The 19,387-nt window shown below is 37.9% G+C and carries 13 protein-coding genes, 2 tRNA genes and 1 pseudogene; 11 read left to right on the top strand and 5 right to left on the bottom strand.

What is annotated here, in order from left to right; all coding sequences use genetic code 11:
* Positions 1-40 precede the first annotated feature (40 nt).
* Entirely contained in the window at positions 41-2,359 is a 2,319-nt protein-coding gene (locus AC5WOE_RS14745; RefSeq protein WP_496052895.1) for an ATP-binding protein, read from the bottom strand.
* 26 nt (positions 2,360-2,385) lie between these two features.
* A complete protein-coding gene (locus AC5WOE_RS14740; RefSeq protein ID WP_496050831.1) occupies positions 2,386-4,764 on the bottom strand; it encodes a type IV secretory system conjugative DNA transfer family protein in 2,379 nt (792 codons plus the stop codon).
* A 493-nt stretch (positions 4,765-5,257) separates the two neighbouring features.
* On the opposite strand from AC5WOE_RS14740, the gene AC5WOE_RS14735 reads away from it, so the two are divergent.
* Complete coding sequence (locus AC5WOE_RS14735) at positions 5,258-7,165, top strand: heavy metal translocating P-type ATPase (RefSeq protein WP_496050832.1); 1,908 nt, start codon at positions 5,258-5,260, stop codon at positions 7,163-7,165.
* 149 nt (positions 7,166-7,314) lie between these two features.
* Complete coding sequence (locus tag AC5WOE_RS14730) at positions 7,315-7,833, top strand: DNA topology modulation protein (protein ID WP_496050833.1); 519 nt, start codon at positions 7,315-7,317, stop codon at positions 7,831-7,833.
* A 34-nt stretch (positions 7,834-7,867) separates the two neighbouring features.
* Here the strand turns inward: AC5WOE_RS14730 and AC5WOE_RS14725 are convergent, their stop codons facing one another.
* Complete coding sequence (locus AC5WOE_RS14725; protein ID WP_496050834.1) at positions 7,868-8,650, bottom strand: mechanosensitive ion channel family protein; 783 nt, start codon at positions 8,648-8,650, stop codon at positions 7,868-7,870.
* Positions 8,651-8,823: 173 nt separating this feature from the next.
* Between AC5WOE_RS14725 and AC5WOE_RS14720 the strand changes: the two genes are divergently transcribed.
* The 6 genes and pseudogenes from AC5WOE_RS14720 to AC5WOE_RS14695 all read left to right on the top strand — a co-directional run.
* Positions 8,824-8,907 (top strand) — tRNA-Leu (locus tag AC5WOE_RS14720).
* 14 nt (positions 8,908-8,921) lie between these two features.
* Positions 8,922-8,999 (top strand) — tRNA-Pro (locus AC5WOE_RS14715).
* Positions 9,000-9,081: 82 nt separating this feature from the next.
* Positions 9,082-9,492: a ribonuclease HI gene (gene rnhA, locus AC5WOE_RS14710; RefSeq protein WP_496050835.1), complete on the top strand. Its 411-nt coding sequence runs from the start codon at positions 9,082-9,084 to the stop codon at positions 9,490-9,492.
* 16 nt (positions 9,493-9,508) lie between these two features.
* Positions 9,509-10,648 carry a tRNA epoxyqueuosine(34) reductase QueG gene (gene queG, locus AC5WOE_RS14705; protein ID WP_496052894.1) on the top strand — a complete coding sequence of 380 codons (1,140 nt, stop codon included), beginning with the start codon at positions 9,509-9,511 and terminating at the stop codon, positions 10,646-10,648.
* 482 nt (positions 10,649-11,130) lie between these two features.
* Complete coding sequence (locus AC5WOE_RS14700; protein WP_496052893.1) at positions 11,131-12,510, top strand: cytochrome P450; 1,380 nt, start codon at positions 11,131-11,133, stop codon at positions 12,508-12,510.
* An 84-nt stretch (positions 12,511-12,594) separates the two neighbouring features.
* A pseudogene (locus tag AC5WOE_RS14695) lies at positions 12,595-13,083 on the top strand (amidase domain-containing protein); the annotation flags it as partial.
* 2 nt (positions 13,084-13,085) lie between these two features.
* Here the strand turns inward: AC5WOE_RS14695 and AC5WOE_RS14690 are convergent.
* A complete protein-coding gene (locus AC5WOE_RS14690; RefSeq protein ID WP_496052892.1) occupies positions 13,086-13,925 on the bottom strand; it encodes a Cof-type HAD-IIB family hydrolase in 840 nt (279 codons plus the stop codon).
* 25 nt (positions 13,926-13,950) lie between these two features.
* Complete coding sequence (locus AC5WOE_RS14685; RefSeq protein ID WP_496052891.1) at positions 13,951-15,123, bottom strand: MFS transporter; 1,173 nt, start codon at positions 15,121-15,123, stop codon at positions 13,951-13,953.
* Between the two features lie 105 nt (positions 15,124-15,228).
* Between AC5WOE_RS14685 and trmL the strand changes: the two genes are divergently transcribed.
* The 3 genes from trmL to yhbH all read left to right on the top strand — a co-directional run bounded on the left by trmL (position 15,229) and on the right by yhbH (position 19,106).
* Positions 15,229-15,693: a tRNA (uridine(34)/cytosine(34)/5-carboxymethylaminomethyluridine(34)-2'-O)-methyltransferase TrmL gene (gene trmL, locus AC5WOE_RS14680; protein ID WP_496050840.1), complete on the top strand. Its 465-nt coding sequence runs from the start codon at positions 15,229-15,231 to the stop codon at positions 15,691-15,693.
* 338 nt (positions 15,694-16,031) lie between these two features.
* Entirely contained in the window at positions 16,032-17,930 is a 1,899-nt protein-coding gene (locus tag AC5WOE_RS14675) for a PrkA family serine protein kinase (RefSeq protein ID WP_496050841.1), read from the top strand.
* Positions 17,931-17,957: 27 nt separating this feature from the next.
* Positions 17,958-19,106, top strand: a complete 1,149-nt coding sequence (gene yhbH, locus AC5WOE_RS14670; RefSeq protein WP_496050842.1) for a sporulation protein YhbH — start codon at positions 17,958-17,960, stop codon at positions 19,104-19,106.
* The last annotated feature ends 281 nt before the right edge of the window (positions 19,107-19,387 follow it).

Below are 19,387 nucleotides of genomic sequence, written 5' to 3'. Positions count from 1 at the left end.
AATTTTTAGTAACAACAGAGGATTCTTTTTACTGTTAATTTTAGGAAACATCATTTTCGTACAATTGATCAATAAGTTTATAAACTGGATCTTCTTGTTTTTCTTTTACCAATGGCTTAAGTCCTAATTTAATTTCTGCTCGTTTTGCTTCTTCTGTTTCTAGAGCTGTTGCTAATGATTTATCTGCTATGGATTGTCCCGTTCCTGTGTAATTTGCAGGATTAATTTCTTTTGGGTTTAAAATAAACACTTCTGATCGAAGTAGAGTATGTTGCATATAACAATGACGAGGATTGATTTGATAATAGTCGAATTCTGTTAAAGAGAATGATTCTGAACGCAGACTATCTCTCACGGTTTGAGCATCTTTAATACTTCCTAATTGGAAGACGGCATGAGTACCGAAGTTACGGAAAAAAGCTTCTGTATAACTCGGCGGCATATGATCTTTCAAACCTTGGGTTGATAATATCAATGGCATGTTAAACTCCCGGTAAAAATCAGTAAGAGTTTTTAAATCACCAAATAGATCAACGAATCCTGACCCTTCGTCAATAATAAGTGGATGTTGTGCGTATTTTCCTTCTGCATTTTTTCTTCCACGTGATACCATACCAAGTTCGAAGTGAGCGATGGTACAAGCAGCGATAAGTCGTTGATCTCCAGGTGGCATACCTGATATATCAATGATATTGTAGTGACCATCTTCCCATGATTTCAACCATTTAATTCCACATGTGTAAGCATTCATCATTCTAGTGATACCAGAAGTATTGATATTACGTAATCGAGCAGTACTGAAACTTTCGATAAACTCACGAGGCCAGCTGATTTTATTGCTATCTTTTTGTACGTATTTTAACAGAGAGCGTTTTAGGGTAGCTGTTTCTGGTAAAGATTCATCAAGTTGATCGATAACCCAGTTACAAAATTCTGGTTCCTCAATGACTCGTTGAATGTTCCGCAAATTAGGAATGCCTATTTTAGAGAGAGAATATCCAATAAGCAATAATGTTTCCGTGACGACAGGTTTCCAATTAGAGGAATCTGCACGAGCTAATATATCGACTACCTGTCCACCTTTTTGTTGAATCGAGTAGTCCACATCAAATGGATTAAAAGGAAAATTGCCTTCCCTTGCACGTACAACTGTAACTTTATCATGCATTTCTGGAGGGATACGATCTAGCACATCATTGGCTAATGTCCCTTTTGTATCGATGATGGTGAAGCCCATGCGGTTTTCATCTGTCCGCAGTTTAATCAAGTCATCAATGAGATTTAAAATAAAACCGCTTTTCCCCGATTTTGGTCCACCCATAACGGCAATATGATCATCTAAATTTTCTGGTCGTAGATAGATGGGGAAACGAGCTGTAAATCGTTTACCATTACCTATAAAGATATTACCGGGCTCTTTCGCTAATTTTCTAACCACGACAGGTGGAGGTGGATATTGCATTTTGGTACGGACTAGCTTACTAGAACCTGAAGTGGTTGGCCATCTTGCTAATCCAGATAGTTCTGGAGTACCTAAAATCACTGCATTTTGTGGTCTGCGAAAAGGAAAAATACGATTTTGTGCTTCATATCTAAATAATGGATGAATGATTCTCCACCATTCACGGGAGTGAAATCGATTTAATTCTGGAGAGTTTAACATGGCTAGAGACCGATAAGTATGCTCCGTAATTTTTTTTGCATTCTCTTCAGAATCAGCAAAACTTAAGATTTTAATAGCGACTTCTGCTTTGGGTTGTTCCATTTTTTCTTGAATTGCATCAAGGTACATTCCTGTATCGGATGATTTATCTTTTTTAAGGCTGTTTAGTACTCTTCTAAATTTAGGAATCATCTGCCTATCATAAACTGGTCTTATCAAATATTGAATCAATAATTCCTGTCCTGGGCCGACATTACTCATATGTTCAACAAGTTGTGTCAGGCTGTCGTGGCTGCCTGTAAATATTTCAATTGGGACAGTGAAGTCACGCTCTAAAAATAACTTCATGCCATTATGAGGCTTAGAAAAATCAAGCTGATAAGGGTCTTCGGCATATTCATAATTGAATTCAAAGTGCTCTAAAGCAATTCGGTCTAGTGTATGCTGTCCGATCGTTTCATTAGGTGCCCAATAAAAAAAGCGTGTTCTTGTCCCGGTAGCAAATGCTTCCCACGCTACCCAAGGTTCAAACCAGGCATATGGAAAACGACGAAACCATTTTTGCTGCAAAAATTCGAGAATGTTTTGCCAAGCGATGGCAGTTAAATCATAGGAAGGTGAATCTGCTAATAAGGTATTTACTTCATAAAGGACGCCTTTTGGAATGGATTGTGGTAAGAAATGATACCTTTTCAATGATTTTCACTCCTTTCAACTAAAAATCAATCTTCATAGAAGATGTCGATAAAGTCATCTTCTTCCTCTTCAGATGAATAGGGTTCCATATTCTTTAATTTTTGTTCTAATAATTTTACTTTTTCTTCGATGTCCTGCCAATTCTTTTTTCTTTGATTTTCTTTTTCTTTTGCTACCTTTTCTTCGATTTCCATTGCTTTATCGAAGTGTTCTTTGGCCATTTGATCTGCTGATATATCGTGTATTGGGTTTGGAGGTTTTCTAATGTTCATACTAAAGGTCCGTATCTTTACATTGTCCACTATCATTTGAAGATAAGCGACATGTTTTTCCACCAAGTTAAAATCACGATGGGATAGTCCATAAAGCAACATATTTTCTACAGCGACTTGTGCATCACTTGGACTGCCTTGTTGGAAAGCAAATATCGTACCAAAATTACGGAATAAAGTTCCAATGTCTTGATCTTGAAGTTGTGATTTTAACGCTGAATTTGCCAAGATAAAAGGTACATGGTATTTTCTGGCTTCATTTAATACAAACTCAATATTGTCCAGTGCTGCATTCATGTACAAACTAGCATCATCCACGATAAGAGGGTGCAACGGCATATGTTCATTAGCTCCAAATTCTTTGGCGCGTGTAACCATTGCTTGACGAAATAGAACAAAACAAGCAGTTCCAAAAAAGGTACGTTCATAAGCTGGACAGGCGGATATATCTAAAATAACGATGTGACCTTCATCTAAAGCTTCACGCCATTTAATATAATTGGATTTCTTATTCATCAGAATTCCAGAATAAGATAAGAGCATTCCTCTAAAACGAGCTAATGTGGAGCTGAGTACAAATTCTTTTCGCCAATCAATTCGCTTTGTGTCACGCAGGTTTCTCATGAGACTTCGAATAAGTGTCGCTTGTTCTGGATCATTTTCATCTAACAGACAGATGACTCGTTTGCAGAACTCTTCATCTTCGATAACCTTTAATAAGTTTTCTAAGGTTGCCATGCCAACTTTTAATAGAGCAAGGCTTGATACAAGAAATATTTCTTGCATCATAGGGTTCCAACTACCTGTAACCCGTCGAATGATTTCCGAAATGAGATTTGCTTTTCGGTTATCACTTGCAGGGAAATCCATATCATATGGATTGAATGGAGTTCTTGTACGAAACCGGACTACACGAACCAAATGATGCCATTTAGGTGGAATTTGTTCTAATAATTGATCAGACAATGTCCCCTGTGTATCAATTAAGGTTAAACCGTGTTTATTTTCCTCTGTTTTTAATTTTAGAAAATCAGAAAGCATGTTTACGATGAGGGTACTCTTTCCCGTCTTAGGACCTCCGACAATCGATACATGATTTTTTAGATCTTCTACAGGCAGGTAGACCGGTGCCTTGTTGATGTTTCTGTTATTATGACCAACCAGTATAGTAGGGTCAGGGCGATTAGCTAAATTTCGCACCTCAACAGGAATGAGCACTCTTCTACCTTTAATTTTTACAAATTTTGTTGTACCTGCAATACTGGGCAGTCGTGTAAGACCAGCAAGCTCTGGAGTGCCAAGCACAACTTTGTTTTCTGGTTTGCGAAAAGAGAATATACGTTTATTCCATTCATAACGGAACATCGGACGGACAATTTGCCACCACTCACGAGATTGAAATCGATTTAACTCTTTTGAGTTCATATAGCTCAATGTACGTGCAGTTTGGTCTGTCAGTTCAAATGCTCGCTCATAAGATTGTGCTGTTGCAGCAATGCGAATAGATACTTCCGCTTGTGCTTGGGCGCTTTTTGTTTTTATAGCATTCAGATACATTTCCGTTTCTTTTCTAGTTGCAGTTTTATCTCGACTAACTTCTCGAATCGCTCTCTGGAATGCCTTATCAGTTTGGTGATGAAAAATAGGCCTGATTAAAAATTGTAGACCAACTTGTTCGCCTTCCTCTACATTGCTAAGAAACTCGAGAAGTGCAGATTGAGTATCGATTGTGCTCTTTTCATAAATGCGCATCGGCACAGTAAAATCACGTTCTAATTGAAGCTTTAAACCTGCATGAGGTAAAGAAAAATCCATCTTCGGTGTATCTGCTAGGGTGAAATTAAGTTCAGGACTCCAAGTATACATCCGGTTCCAAAATTCGTTTCCCCACTGTAGATTTGGTGCCCAAAAAAAGTACCTGGTTTGTGTATCATCAGCATATATTTCCCAAGAAATCCAAGGTTCAATCATACGAAAGGGAAAGCGTCGGTACCACTTCCACTTCATATAATCGATGTAGTCATTAAGGGATTTCTGTGTATTTGCATAATTCGGCCTTGAGCCTATAAGTGTTTCTATTTCATACGTAACCCCTTCAGGGATGAGAAAAGGTAAGAAGTGAAACCTCTTCAAGATTATCTGCTCCTTTCCCTTACGATGGGATGTAAGGCTAGTCTATTTTCTAATAGGATGGGTAAACCTATCAACTTCAATTGATCGAGAAGTGGTCAGATTTTCTTTAAATTTATCATAATAGTGCAGAAAACGATAGTAAAAACAGAATCATAAAAATGAAGTCCTTATTTACATTAGGGCTTCTTTTTTTGAAACAGCAAATAGAGCGGCATTGGTTCTTCATATTTCAAGTGGGGTGTTATTTTAATATATCAGTAGTTTTTATACTGCATTAGCCTACCTTTGTAACCTTTATCCTCTTATCTTGTACTTGGAACAGTACACAACAACAGATTGAAATTAATAAAAATAAGTATTCACAAGTAATCATTTTTACTTTATAATAATTATCATAAAGTTGCGGGTGGGCAAAAATGAAAATCATTCTCATTACATCGTCCTTTTGCCCAAAAGGTAGAAATAAAATTCGCTAATAATGGTGGTGAAGATCATGGAATTAGTGACATATCAAATAGATAAAAAAAGTAAAGAATCAATGGAACCTACAAAAAAAATAGATCAATATTTGGAATTTGTTTTTGCCATCTCAAGTGGATTGTTAACATTTGTCGCGTTTTTACTGGAAAAATCAAGTTTTCATTATGCAGTTACTTTTTATGCTATGGCATTTCTTATTGGGGGATATGTAAAAGCAAAAGAAGGACTTGTGGAGTTATGGAAAGAACGTGAATTCGGTGTGGATTTACTTATGATGGTAGCTGCAATTGGCGCAGCATCAATCGGATATTGGTTGGAAGGAGCACTACTCATCTTTATATTTTCCTTAAGTGGAGCACTAGAGACATATACAATGGCTCGAAGTGAACGAGATCTATCTAAGCTGCTCAGTCTACAACCTGAAGTTGCGACAATCGTTTTCTCAGATGGTTCGGAGGCTGAAGTTCCAGTCTCACAGCTAAAAGTGGATGATGTTGTCGTTGTAAGACCTGGTGGGAGAATTCCAGTAGATGGGGTTGTGTTAGAAGGATCTTCAGAAGTTGATCAAGCAAGCATTACAGGAGAATCAATTCCAGTAGCAAAAGTCATGAACGATGAAGTATACGCCGGGACTATGAACAGCACTGGTTCACTTTTCATTAAAGTTACAGTTTCTAATGAAAATAGTTTATTCGCAAAGATCGTAAACATGGTAGATCAAGCTAGAGAAGAGGTACCAGAGTCTCAACTAAAAATAGAACGTTTAGAAAAAACATATGCAAAAGTAATTTTACTGGTAACGTCTATTTTATTATTTGCTCCTCACTTTATTGTTAGCTGGAGTTGGTCAGAGACTTTCTATCGGGCAATGGTCTTTCTAGTTGTAGCTTCTCCATGTGCTTTGGTTGCATCCATTATGCCTGCCATTTTGTCTGCAATGTCAAATGGATCGCGAAAAGGAATTTTGTTTAAAAATGGGATGCAACTCGAAATCTTGTCTGAGATAAATGTTGTAGCTTTTGATAAAACAGGTACTTTGACAGAAGGAAAACCGAAAGTAACCGATATTGTACCGTTTGTGGAATTGGAAGAAATGAAATTACTACAAGCTGTAGCTTCTATAGAGTGGTTGTCTGAACATCCGATTGCAAAAGCAATCGTTTCCCATGCAAAATGCAAAGGGATAGATCGTACGAAACCAGAGATGCTCCAAGCGGAAACTGGTTATGGTGTCAAAGCAAATTACCGTGGAGAAGAGTGGAGAATCGGTAAACCAGAATGGTTTTTCCTGACGAGTGAAAGGCAGAGATCAGTTCAAGAATTGGAAGCTCAAGGAAAAACAGTTGTGATCATAGAAAGGAAAAAAGAAGTAATCGGTGCTATTGCGTTAAAAGATACAATAAGAAATGATGCTAAATCCCTGATTCAATCACTGCATAAATTAGGAATTCATACAGTAATGTTGACAGGTGACCAAAGACGAACAGCAGAAGTTATTGCAGATGAATTAGGAATTAAGGAGTACTACAGTGGTTTACTGCCTCAAGACAAGGTTAATAAGGTAAGAGAATTAAGGGAAACTCATGGTAAAATTGCAATGGTAGGGGATGGCGTAAACGATGCTCCAGCATTGAGTCAAGCAAGTATGGGTATTGCGATGGGGGCAGGAGGAAGTGATATTGCTCTAGAGACTGCTGATGTTGTCCTGATGAATGATAAGCTTTCACGAATTACTACAGCTGTCAGTTTATCCAAGAGAATGAAGCGGATTGTGCAGCAGAATCTTATTTTTGCAGCAACCGTTATCTTACTCCTCTTGCTCTCTAATTTTACGGAGTTGATCAATTTGCCTTTGGGAGTAGTTGGACATGAAGGTAGTACGATTTTGGTTATTTTAAATGGATTGCGTTTATTACGGTAAAAGAGGATTTGCTTTCTTTGTTTATAAAAAAAGAAGCAAGAAGGTAAAGCGAAGCCTTATCTTGAATAAGATAGAACACCAAAAATAGATATGTGCGGGAGTAGGCTCTCTAACCCTACTCTTTTTTTTGTCTGGAAACGGAGGAGGTAATGAGAAGACTATGTATTGTGGGTTCACCGGGTTCTGGCAAGTCGACTTTAGCAAAAAAATTAGGTTGTCTATTAGAGATAGAAGTTATTCATTTGGACAAACTTTTTTGGAAACCTGGTTGGAATGCTGTTTCAACTGAAGAATTAGCAAGATTGCAAGAAAAATATTTGCAAAAAGACAGCTGGATAATAGATGGTTCTTACACTAGTGTCTGGAAACAAAGGCTTGAAAGGGCAGACACGATCATTTTTTTAGATATTTCGCGGTGGATTTGTCTTTATCGTGTATTCAAACGTTACGTTTTAACTTGTAATCAAACAAGATCGGATATGGGCAGCGGTTGTCTAGAGAAGATCGATTTTGCTTTTTTGTTGTATGTTTGGAGATACCCAGCACACCGTAGAAACAAAGTATTGGCGATGACACAGAAATATACCACTCAAAAAAATATCATTATCTTACGCAATGGTAAAGAGGTAACGGAGTTTCTGATAAACATAGAGCAAGGCAATCGATAAGATGGATTGCCTTGCTTTAAAAAATAAAAGTTGTTTAAACCGTGACCGTTTTTTCTACTTCTACAATTTCCTTCGCATGTTGTTCTAAAACATTAGCAACAGCTATTCCTTGATTTGGTTCTGTTTTAGCGATAATGCGGATATAATTTTCTGCTTTGTTTGGTGTATGTACATCAAGTACAGCAGGTCCTTCCACTATTTGTGGCATATCTGTTTTTAGTTGGTTCAATTTTGCTTGGAGTTCTGATATGTAAGGGAGCATATCTTGTCCATTGTTATAAGGAATTTTCACATTGACGATCGTATTGGAAGTACCTTTTGAATGGTTGGTCAGTGATTTTAACTCGCGATTTGGTATAAAGTGAAGGTCTCCATTAAGATCACGAATTTTTAAAACACGTAGCCCTGTCTGTTCTACTACACCAGAAAATCCGTTAACGGTGATGTGATCATTTACATTTACTTGGTCTTCCATCAAGATAAAGAAACCTGTTACAATATCACTTACAAGACCTTGTGCACCAAAACCAATAGCTAAGCCAATAATTCCGGCGCTGGCGATGAGTCCTGTTGCATTGATACCAAACTGATCCAGTAATGCAACTATCGCTACAAAGAAAAGGACATATCCAATAAAATTGCTGGCTAAACTGGCTAGCGTTTGTAGGCGAGGAATTTCTTTTTTTCTTCCAACGATAAAACGATAAATAATTCCTTTGATAATCAAAAAGGCTATGTAGGTAATAGCAATAATAACAAGACAACTGATGATGACCTCAGAAACATGAGCCCAATTGATATTAAAGTTCCAATTCATAATATCTTCCTTTCTTGTTAGGATAAATAATGGGAGTAGGTATAATATAGCATATTTAAAAATAAAACATATAAGAAAATTCAATCAAAGATAAAAATGTTTGCTAGATAATTTTCTTTTGAAAAGGGATTGACACAGTGGATATTATATCGTATCATAGTTTTTGTCGCTGAGCCGAAGTGGCGGAACTGGCAGACGCGCACGACTCAAAATCGTGTTCCTATGGAGTGTGGGTTCGAGTCCCACCTTCGGTACCACCAAAATTGCATATCGGGGTGTAGCTCAGTTTGGCCAGAGCACTCGCTTTGGGAGCGAGGGGTCGCAGGTTCGAATCCTGTCACCCCGACCACACAATTTAGGTGTAAGATAGAAAAAGACATGTTAGAGAAAAAATCTAATATGTCTTTTTCTTTTGATAGGGAGGAAATGAATTGAAAGAAGTTACAGTCTATACGGATGGAGCATGTTCTGGAAATCCAGGTCCAGGTGGATGGGCAGCTATTTTGATATATGGCGATCAAATGAAAGAAATCTCTGGCGGAGAGCTGAAGACAACTAATAATCGAATGGAACTAATGGCTGTTATCCGATCGTTAAAAATATTAAAGCAAACTTGTAGAGTAAAAGTTTATTCAGACAGTGCTTATATTGTCAACTGCTTTCATGAAAAGTGGTATGTGAAATGGGAAAGGTCAGGTTTTAAGAAAAACGAAGACTTATGGAGAGAGTTACTAACATTATATCGAAAACATGATGTGGAGTTTATAAAAGTAAAAGGACATAGTACTGTGGAGCTAAACAACCGTTGTGATGAATTAGCTCGAGCAGCTGTTCCAAAATAAGAAGGGAGGTAGGACGATGGATGGATCGCAATTGAAAGAGAAACTAATGGAGAAAGCTAAGCAATTAGGAATCGATAAAATTGGTTTTGCATCTGCTGATCCCTTCTTAGAATTGAAAGAAAGATTGCGTGAACAACAAGAGCGTGGATTTGCTTCAGGCTTTGAAGAAAAAGATATTGAACTTCGTACGCATCCAGAAAAGCTAATGCCAACGGTAAAAACCATAATTGCGATCGCCATCGCTTATCCTGCCAAACTTTCAAATCCTCCAAAATCAGCACTTGGAAATTACAGAGGAATCTTTTGTCGAGCTTCTTGGGGTACGGATTACCATCAAGTCCTAAAACAAAAGTTGGATGATCTTGCCGTTTATCTACATTCACTTATTCCAAATGCTACTATTCAATCCATGGTCGACACCGGGGCTTTAAGTGATCGAGCAGTTGCAGAACGTGCAGGAATTGGCTGGAGCGGCAAAAATACTTCTATTATTACAGAGGAATTTGGTTCTTGGGTGTACCTAGGAGAGATGTTGGTAGATGTGTATGTTCCACCAGATGAACCGATTGAAGATGGTTGTGGGGAATGCACGTTATGTATGACAGCTTGTCCAACTGGAGCTTTGGTAGAACCAGGTAGATTGGATGCACAATCCTGTATTGCCTATCTGACACAAACGAAGACGATGATTCCTGAAAAATATCGAGATAAAATTGGTAATCGCCTGTATGGCTGTGATACATGTCAAACGGTGTGCCCGAAAAATAGAAAGCGATATTTTGATCATCATGAAGCATTGAAACCAGATAGAGAAAAAGTAAAGCCTTTGTTGAAACCACTGTTAAAACTTAGTAATCGACAATTTAAAGATCAGTATGGAAGTATGTCTGGTTCTTGGAGGGGGAAAAATCCAATCCAGCGAAATGCAATTATTGCCTTAGCTCATTTTAAAGATAAATCTGTAGTTACCCAGTTGACTTCCATGCTTCAACAAGATGCTCGTCCGATGATTAGAGGGACCATAGTATGGGCACTTGGGAAAATTGGCGGAGAGGAAGCAGAAAAAAGTTTGCAAAAGGCAATTTCTATCGAAGGCGATGCAATGGTTAAAAACGAGATAGAGTCAGCGCTCTATAAATTAAAAAAGAGCAAATAAAAACCAATCTCTTATTTTTCTATAGGGGATTGGTTTTTTATTTTGGAAATAATCCTGATTGGAGTAATATTATGATACATTACCATAATCCTATTTTTCCGTTAAGTAAAAATATTTGGTTTGACACTCCACACGGCTAAAACCGTTGGATTCTTGGGACGATAGCCTCATGACTATTTCATTACCAAGCTAACCCCGTGTGCCCCACGGTTTACGTATGTTAATTTCTTATTGCCGCGAACAACTTGGTTTTCGTCTTCTGCGATTAGACATATATTACTATGCGAATACTCGTTTGTAAATTACTTTCTTCAAAGGTTGGATTGGTGAAAGAAAATCCCTTCCCTTGTCCAACGCTCGTTTTCATCCCACGATTTAAACCGTGGGTTCTCTCGCTCACAATGCTATAATAATAATCAGCAATTCAATTTATTTTGAGTAAATGAAATATGATTTCACCAAACAACAAAGGAGCAGACAACATGACTACTTCAACCCCAACAAATTCCCAGAAAGCCATACATCCAAAAGGACCAAAGGGGTTCGGTCTTCTTTCTTCTCTTCCTCGGTTAGCCAAAGATCCTTTTGGTTATTGCATGAGTGAGGCAGCAAAAAGTGATGGTCTTGTACGCCTCGGTTCTGGTCCAGCTCGTGCATATTTAGTAAGTCATCCAGATTATGTTCATCATATCCTGATTGAGAACGCTTCCAATTACATAAAAGGGAGTATTATGGATGGTATCAGGTTTGCTTTAGGTAATGGGTTATTTACAGCAGAAGGGGATCACTGGAAACGACAAAGGAAATTAATGCAGCCAGCTTTTCATCCGGGCCAAATTGAAAAGGTAGCATCTATCGTAAATGAAGAAGTCAAAGAAGCAGCACAAAGATGGGAAAAATGTTCAGAAGAAAATTTGCCATTGGATATGCTTCAAGATGCAACACAAACGAATGTACAAGTGGTACTTAAATCATTACTTGGCACATCTATTAATTCAGAGCAGACCCGAAAGCTAGTGGAATTGACAAACGCTGTTTTTCAAGGGATGACAAAGAGAGTTTGGACATTTTTTGTCCCGAGTTGGCTTCCTACACCTGGGAAATCTGCCTACCGACAGGCAATTGTTCAATTGGATCAAGAAATTTATTCGATTATCAATCAGCGAAGACAATCGAGTGAGTCAGGAAAAGATGATTTACTGAATGTTTTATTAGAAGCGAAAGATGAAGATGGACAATATATGACAGACAAACAAATAAGGGATGAGGTTTTTACTATCTTCCTAGCAGGGTATGAGTCTACAGCAAGCAGTGTGACATGGGCTGCTTATTTGCTCAGCCAAAACCCAATCATTGCGGACCGGGTCTACGAGGAAGCAAATAAGGTATTAAAAGATCGGATGCCCGAATACATGGATTTGAAGGAATTGAAATATGCTCGAATGGTATTGAATGAGACATTGCGATTATACCCAGCTTTTCCGATGTATTTTCGTACTTCAGTAGAAGAGGATACAATAGGAAACTATGTCATACATGGAAATTCGGCTGTCATTTTAAGTCCTTTTGCAACTCACCATGATTCTCGATTTTGGCCAGATCCAGAAAAATTTGATCCAGACAGATTTTTACCTGAGCGTTTTGATCATACTGCACGCAAAGCCTATTACCCATTTGGAAAAGGCCAGCGATTATGTATTGGACAAGATATGTCATTGGCAACTGCCCTCATCATGATGGTTGCATTTGTGCAAAAGTATGAATTCACGCTTGTCCCTAACAAAAATGTAAGTCCTCGTTATGCGATGACTTATCAACCTGCTGAGATGCCTTTATATTTGAAAAAAAGAAACAATATTTAGGATCAGAATAATCAATATTCACATTGTTTCTGTGAATGTACTTTTTTAGTGACCACATTCCACCCTCTACATATAGATGAATAGTGGAGGGGAGAAGCTATGTATAATCGTGAACGAGCAGTTACTTATGCAAATACTTATTGGAACTCGCATAACCCGGCATTTCGTTACTTTTCGATTAATGACTGTACAAATTTCATTTCTCAGTGTTTACATGCAGGGGGATATCCTATGGTTGGCGGTAGTGACCGTGGCCGAGGCTGGTGGTACCGCAAAGGACACCCTGATAACTGGAGTTACAGCTGGGCAGTTGCCCATAGTTTACATGGATTTTTGCGCAGTCGGGCACAGAGGGTTTCTCGAGTAGAAGAGTTACAAATCGGAGATGTTATCTGCTATGACTTTGAAGGCGATGGCAGATGGAATCATAATACCATTGTGACGTATAAAGATGAAAATGGTCAAGCGTATGTTAATGCCCATACGAACAATAGCCAAAATCGTTACTGGCAATATCAAGATTCAGCAGCATGGACTCCAAATATTCGATATGATTTTTTTCACATCCGCTAAACCTACAATGCAGTGCTTGTAGGTTTTTTTGATCGACGCATAAGGTAATGGTCAATTAGGGTAGCAATTCCATTTGCATCATTGGAAGGAACTTCATGAGTGGCGTGTTTTTTAGCTAAAGGGTGAGCATTACGAACTGCCGCTGCTAAGGATGCAATTTGAAACATGGAAATATCATTGCAATGATCACCAATAACAGCAGTTTGATCCATAGTGAAATTTATCAATTGCAGCACTTTTTGAAGAGCTCTTCCTTTAGAGGCATGGTTCGGCAATATTTCAAAATATTCATCCGCTGTTTGGGTAAATTCTACATAATTAGCAAGTGGATGCGTATGTGACCATTCTTTCAGCATATCGATTTCTTCACATGTTCCGATGAGCTGAATTTTAAAAATAGGTTCAAGTAGCTTTAACCCCGGAGGAAATAATCGAATACGTATAGGGAGCTGATCCAGTACTTCTCTGGTGGATATACGCATTCTTCGCACATACATACTTGTAGGGCTATGGAGGAGGATATCTGCTGTTATTGGTAGCTTTCGAATATCCTGTAATAAAGTTTCCAATAGATCCGCAGGTAACGTGTATAAGGGAATAATACGATCTTCCAAGGGTAAATAGATAGCTGCCCCATTATAAATAATGACAGGTTCTTCTACTTGGAGTTCCTCCAAATATATTTTACATTCTGCTAAACTTCTACCAGTGGCAATGGAAAATCTTCCTCCATCACTCCGGAAATCATTTATCCTTTTTTTTACTATATGAGGTATTTGATTGGCGGAATTTAATAATGTTCCATCTAAATCGGTCACTAATAGAGGGTATAATGGGTACATAACGATCAACCTCACAATTCGTATGTTAGAATGGATCTGCGTTTTGTGGTAATAATCGTATGACTAAAAAAAGAAACATGCCGATGAGAGAGACAATCCCAAACAATAGATAGACATAGTGGATATTGCTATGTTCCAATACAATCCCACCTAACAAGGTAAAAAACCAGTTCCCAAGACCAAGACCTACTCCGCTATAAATTCCTACAGCAGTTGTTTGAAATGATTTGGGTGTAAGAGATTGTACATATTGGAGAGATACAGGGATGAATATTCCCAAAGAGAAGCCTTGAGCGATGTTGATAAGGTAAATAAAATTTGTAGAAGAGTGATAAAAAAATAACAAATATTGAATAGCTGAAACGAAGGAAGCTACAAATAAAATCGTAGCAATATTTATGTGTTTTAGTAGTTTTCCGGCGAGATTCATAAAAGGAACTTCACTGCCTACACTGATCAGAAAGCTGATGCCCAACCCTGAAATTGTTCCTCCTAAACTGATGTATAAAAGTCCATAAAAAGAATTATTAGACAGCATGGTTCCATAAACCAGAAAGCATGCGAGAAGAAAGAGTAAAAATCTTTTATGGGTCATCAATTTTTTTATTTGTCTTAGTGAGGGCTTGCTTTGCGTAATCTGTGATGGCTGAGATGGTAGTTTCCAAGCATAAAAAGCAGATAAGACTAAAAACAGGGAGAAGGTGTAAAAAATAATTTTAAGAGTATACAATTGGGCTAATTGCCCTAATGCCCAAATAGACAAACCATACCCAACAGCACCCCATAAACGAAAGTTACCAAAAGATAAATTGAATTTTTCAGTGTAACTTAAAATGATACTGGTAGATACTGGCTCAATTGCAGCTTGCAAAAAAGCAAGACAGATGGATAATAAAAGAAATAGAGAGAATCCACTAAGCATTGGGAATAAGAGCCCTAATCCAGCTGATAATAGGATAGTAATGATCAAAATCAAATGAAAACGTTTGGTTATGTCTGCTACATATCCCCAAAGAGGTTGGACAAAGAGTACAATAAGAGGATTGATGGATGCAATTATACCGATTTGTGATCCAGTAAATTTTAGATCTTGTAAATATAAACTAAAAAGAGGTGCAAAAGCCCCTAACGCGATAAAATACGTCAAAAAGAAACTAGAAATAATATAGTTATTTTTTTTGGTTGAGGAATAAATCAAAGGATAACTCCTTTTTCGTTTCTTTCATTATAAAATGATAATTTTTATATTGAAAGTGTAAAATAATACATTAATTTCTAATGATAAATGACAGGAGAATTAAATATGCCTTTTCATATTGTATTAGTTGAACCTGAGATTCCTCCTAATACTGGAAATGTTGTTCGTACCTGTTCGGTAACCGGAGCAAAATTGCACTTGGTAAAACCTCTTGGCTTTGCCATTGATGATACACAATTAAAGCGAGCTGGTTTGGATTACTGGCATGATTTAGATATTCAAATGTATGATTCTTTTCAAGAACTTCGCGAAAAGTATCCCGACCGCCGCTTTTTTTGTGCTACAACGAAAGCCAAACAGTCTTATACATCGTTTTCCTATCAAGAAGGTGATTTTTTTGTGTTTGGAAAAGAAACAAAAGGGTTAGATGCTTCCATCCTAGAAGCAAACAAAGACAGTTTGATCCGTGTTCCTATGATGCCAAAAGTAAGATCCCTTAATTTGGCAAACTCAGTAGCTATTGTGCTTTATGAAGGGTTACGTCAGCTCGATTTCCCAGGTTTGAAGTAGGAGAAATGGATATAAAGATCAGCCTAATATGCGAAAACAACAGCAAATTAGGCTTTCTTGATGTATAATGAATAGTAGAGAATAGAATTTCAAATTCATTCTTATGAATTAATGGCTTGTACAGTGGATTTTCTCTCATTTGCCTAGGAAATTTGGATATATTACTAACTCCCATTTTTCTAAAAGTTTAAAACTTATCGTATCCTTTTGCTATAGAAAAGCATATAGTAATATACACTTTTTCTCTATTTATAGGTTTTAAAGTAGGGGTATTGGTGGAATACGATAATAAACGGTTAAGCAAGTGAAGCTGGTTCTTACCGGAGAGGAGGCTTCCATTGGACATCTTAAAACGTATTTCCGACTACCGTGAAAATGAGTTGAATTTCCTGTGGGAAGGTACGTTTGCTGACTATCTGCAAATTGTGAAGGAATATCCGCAAGTGGCTGAGACTGCACATTCACGTGTTTACAATATGATCAAAAGCCACGGTGTAAAGACACATGCAGATGGTAGAAAAACGTATTTGTTTTTTAGTGAGGAGCTCTTTGGTCTCAATCATTCAATCGAGCGATTGGTAGAGGAGTACTTTCACTCAGCAGCACGTAGGTTAGACGTGAGAAAAAGAATTCTTCTCTTGATGGGGCCAGTAAGTGGAGGTAAATCAACAATTGTTGCCATGTTGAAGAAGGGATTAGAACAGTATTCTCGTACGGACGAAGGAGCGCTATATGCGATCAAAGGTTGTCCGATGCAAGAAGACCCACTAAACCTAATTCCAAGAGAGTTAAGAGCCGAAGCTGAAAAAGAGCTAGGGGTTCGCATTGAGGGTAACTTATGTCCATCTTGTCGTTTCCGTCTGAAAGAAGAGTTTGGTGGTCGTATTGAAAATATGACTATCGAGCGTATTTTACTCTCAGAAGATGAGCGGCAAGGAATTGGTACTTTTAGTCCCTCTGATCCAAAATCTCAAGACATTGCTGATTTGACTGGTAGTATTGATTTTGCGACTATTACTGACTACGGTTCAGAATCAGACCCGAGAGCTTACCGTTTTGATGGAGAACTAAATAAAGCAAATCGTGGATTGATGGAGTTCCAAGAAATGTTGAAATGTGACGAGAAGTTCTTATGGAACTTATTGTCTCTCACACAAGAAGGTAACTTCAAAGCAGGACGATTTGCCCTGATTTCTGCAGATGAGCTAATTGTTGCTCATACTAACGAATCCGAATACAAATCTTTTATTGCAAACAAGAAGAACGAGGCATTGCAGTCTCGGATGATCGTAATGCCGATACCATACAATCTGCAAGTAACAGCAGAAGAACGTATTTATGAAAAGTTAATCAAACAAAGTGACCTGTCTCATATCCACATTGCACCACATTCTTTCAGAGCTGCCGCTATTTTTTCAATCTTGACCCGTCTTAAAGATTCCAAAAAACAAGGTGTAGATCTACTCAAAAAGTTGAGACTCTATGATGGTGAGGCTGTCGAGGGTATGAAAGATATCGATGTCCAAGAACTGCAAAATGAGTTCTTAGACGAAGGTATGTCAGGTATTGACCCTCGTTATGTCATCAATCGGATATCCAGTGCCTTGATTCGTACTGATCAAGATTACATCAATGCATTAGATATCTTACGGTCACTAAAAGATGGACTAGATCAACATCCTTCGATCACAGCCGAACAGCGTGAGAAATATTTGCATTTTATTTCAGTAGCTCGAAAAGAGTACGATGAAATTGCAAAAAAAGAAGTTCAAAAAGCATTTGTTTACTCTTATGAAGAATCTGCCAAAACATTGATGGATAATTATTTGGACAATGTGGAGGCATATTGTAACTGGGGAAAAATTCGTGATCCACTTACTGGAGAAGAAATGGAACCAGATGAGAAATTGATGCGCTCGATAGAAGAGCAGATCGGTATCTCAGAAAATGCTAAAAAAGCATTCCGAGAAGAGATTCTCATCCGTATCTCTGCATTTGCAAGAAAAGGAAAGCGCTTCGATTACAACAGTCATGAACGTTTACGCGAAGCAATCCAGAAAAAACTGTTTGCTGATTTAAAAGATGTAGTGAAAATAACTACTTCTACAAAAACACCTGATGAAATACAACTGAAAAAAATGAATGAAGTTATTTCCCGATTGGTAGAAGATTATGGCTATACTCCTTCCAGTGCGAACGGACTACTGCGTTATGTAGGAAGTTTACTCAATCGATAACCTAACAAGGCGGGAGGTGAACCGAAAATGAAGAATCCCCTGTTTATTGTGTCAGAGGAAGATTGGTCCCTCCATCGCAAAGGCTATCAAGATCAGCTGCGCCATCAAGAAAAAGTCAAAGAAGCAATTAAGAAAAACTTGCCTGATCTGGTGAGTGAAGAGAGTATTATTATGTCAGATGGAAAACAGATGGTAAAGATTCCTATCCGTTCCATTGAGGAATATCGCATTCGCTACAACTTTAACAAAGGAAAACAAGTAGGTCAGGGAGATGGCGACAGTCAAGTAGGTGATGTGGTAGCTAGAGATCCTTCCGGCTCACCTGCTAAGGGGAAAGGCAAAGGTGCGGGGGACCAAGCAGGTGATGATTACTTTGAAGCTGAAGTTTCCATCGATGAATTGGAGAATATTTTGTTCTCTGAAATGGAACTTCCCAATTTGGAACGCAAAGAACAAGAAGATATTCAAATCGAGGAGATTCGTTTCACTGATATCCGCAAAAAAGGTTTGATGGGCAATATTGACAAAAAGCGTACGCTATTGGAAGCCATTAAACGAAATGCATTAGCAGGTTCGAGGGAAAAGACGCGAATCTCGATCGATGATCTTCGTTTTAAAACATGGGAAGAAAAAGTTCAGCCTCATTCCAACGCCGTTGTGATCGCGATGATGGATACTAGTGGCTCAATGGGTATCTTTGAAAAATATATTGCGCGAAGTTTCTTTTTCTGGATGGTACGCTTTTTGCGTACCAAGTATGAAAATGTAGAAATCGTGTTTATTGCACATCACACGGAAGCAAAAGAAGTAACAGAAGACCTGTTCTTTACCAAAGGAGAAAGTGGTGGAACCATCTGTTCCTCTGCTTATAGAAAAGCTATCGAGATAATCGATAGTCGTTATCCTACCAATCGTTACAACATTTATCCCTTTCACTTTTCCGATGGGGACAATTTGACCTCTGACAACGAAAGATGCGTGGGTTTAGTCAAAGCTTTGATGGAGAGAAGCAACATGTTTGGCTATGGTGAAGTAAACCAATACAACCGCCACAGCACACTAATGACGGCCTATCGTAATTTGGTAGATCCAAAATTTATGCACTTTGTAATTCGAGAAAAAAGCCAAGTGTACCATGCATTGAAGCACTTTTTTCAGGAGAAAGAAGTGGTGTAAAAGAAGATCGCCTTCTCATTTGAATTTGAGGAGGCGATTTTTTTATCATTTACAGATGAAACAAAAGAACGGTCCTTTTGTCTCATCTGTTAGCTCAACTCTACTGTCATAAATAAATATTATTTACCGTTTATGTCCTTTTCCCTTTACGAAATCTATTTTTTATTTCAGAGATAAATTTCGATATAATGTAACTATTGACACAAATAGGTAGGGATTCATGATTAAAAGTAATTTTCTCTTCCTTTCGAATAAATGGAATATTCTTGCTCATTTAGGGT

The organism is Shimazuella sp. NTD248 (genome assembly GCF_059510395.1).
Note: the sequence above shows the minus strand (reverse complement) of the source record. Positions and strands in the feature narration are given on the sequence as shown.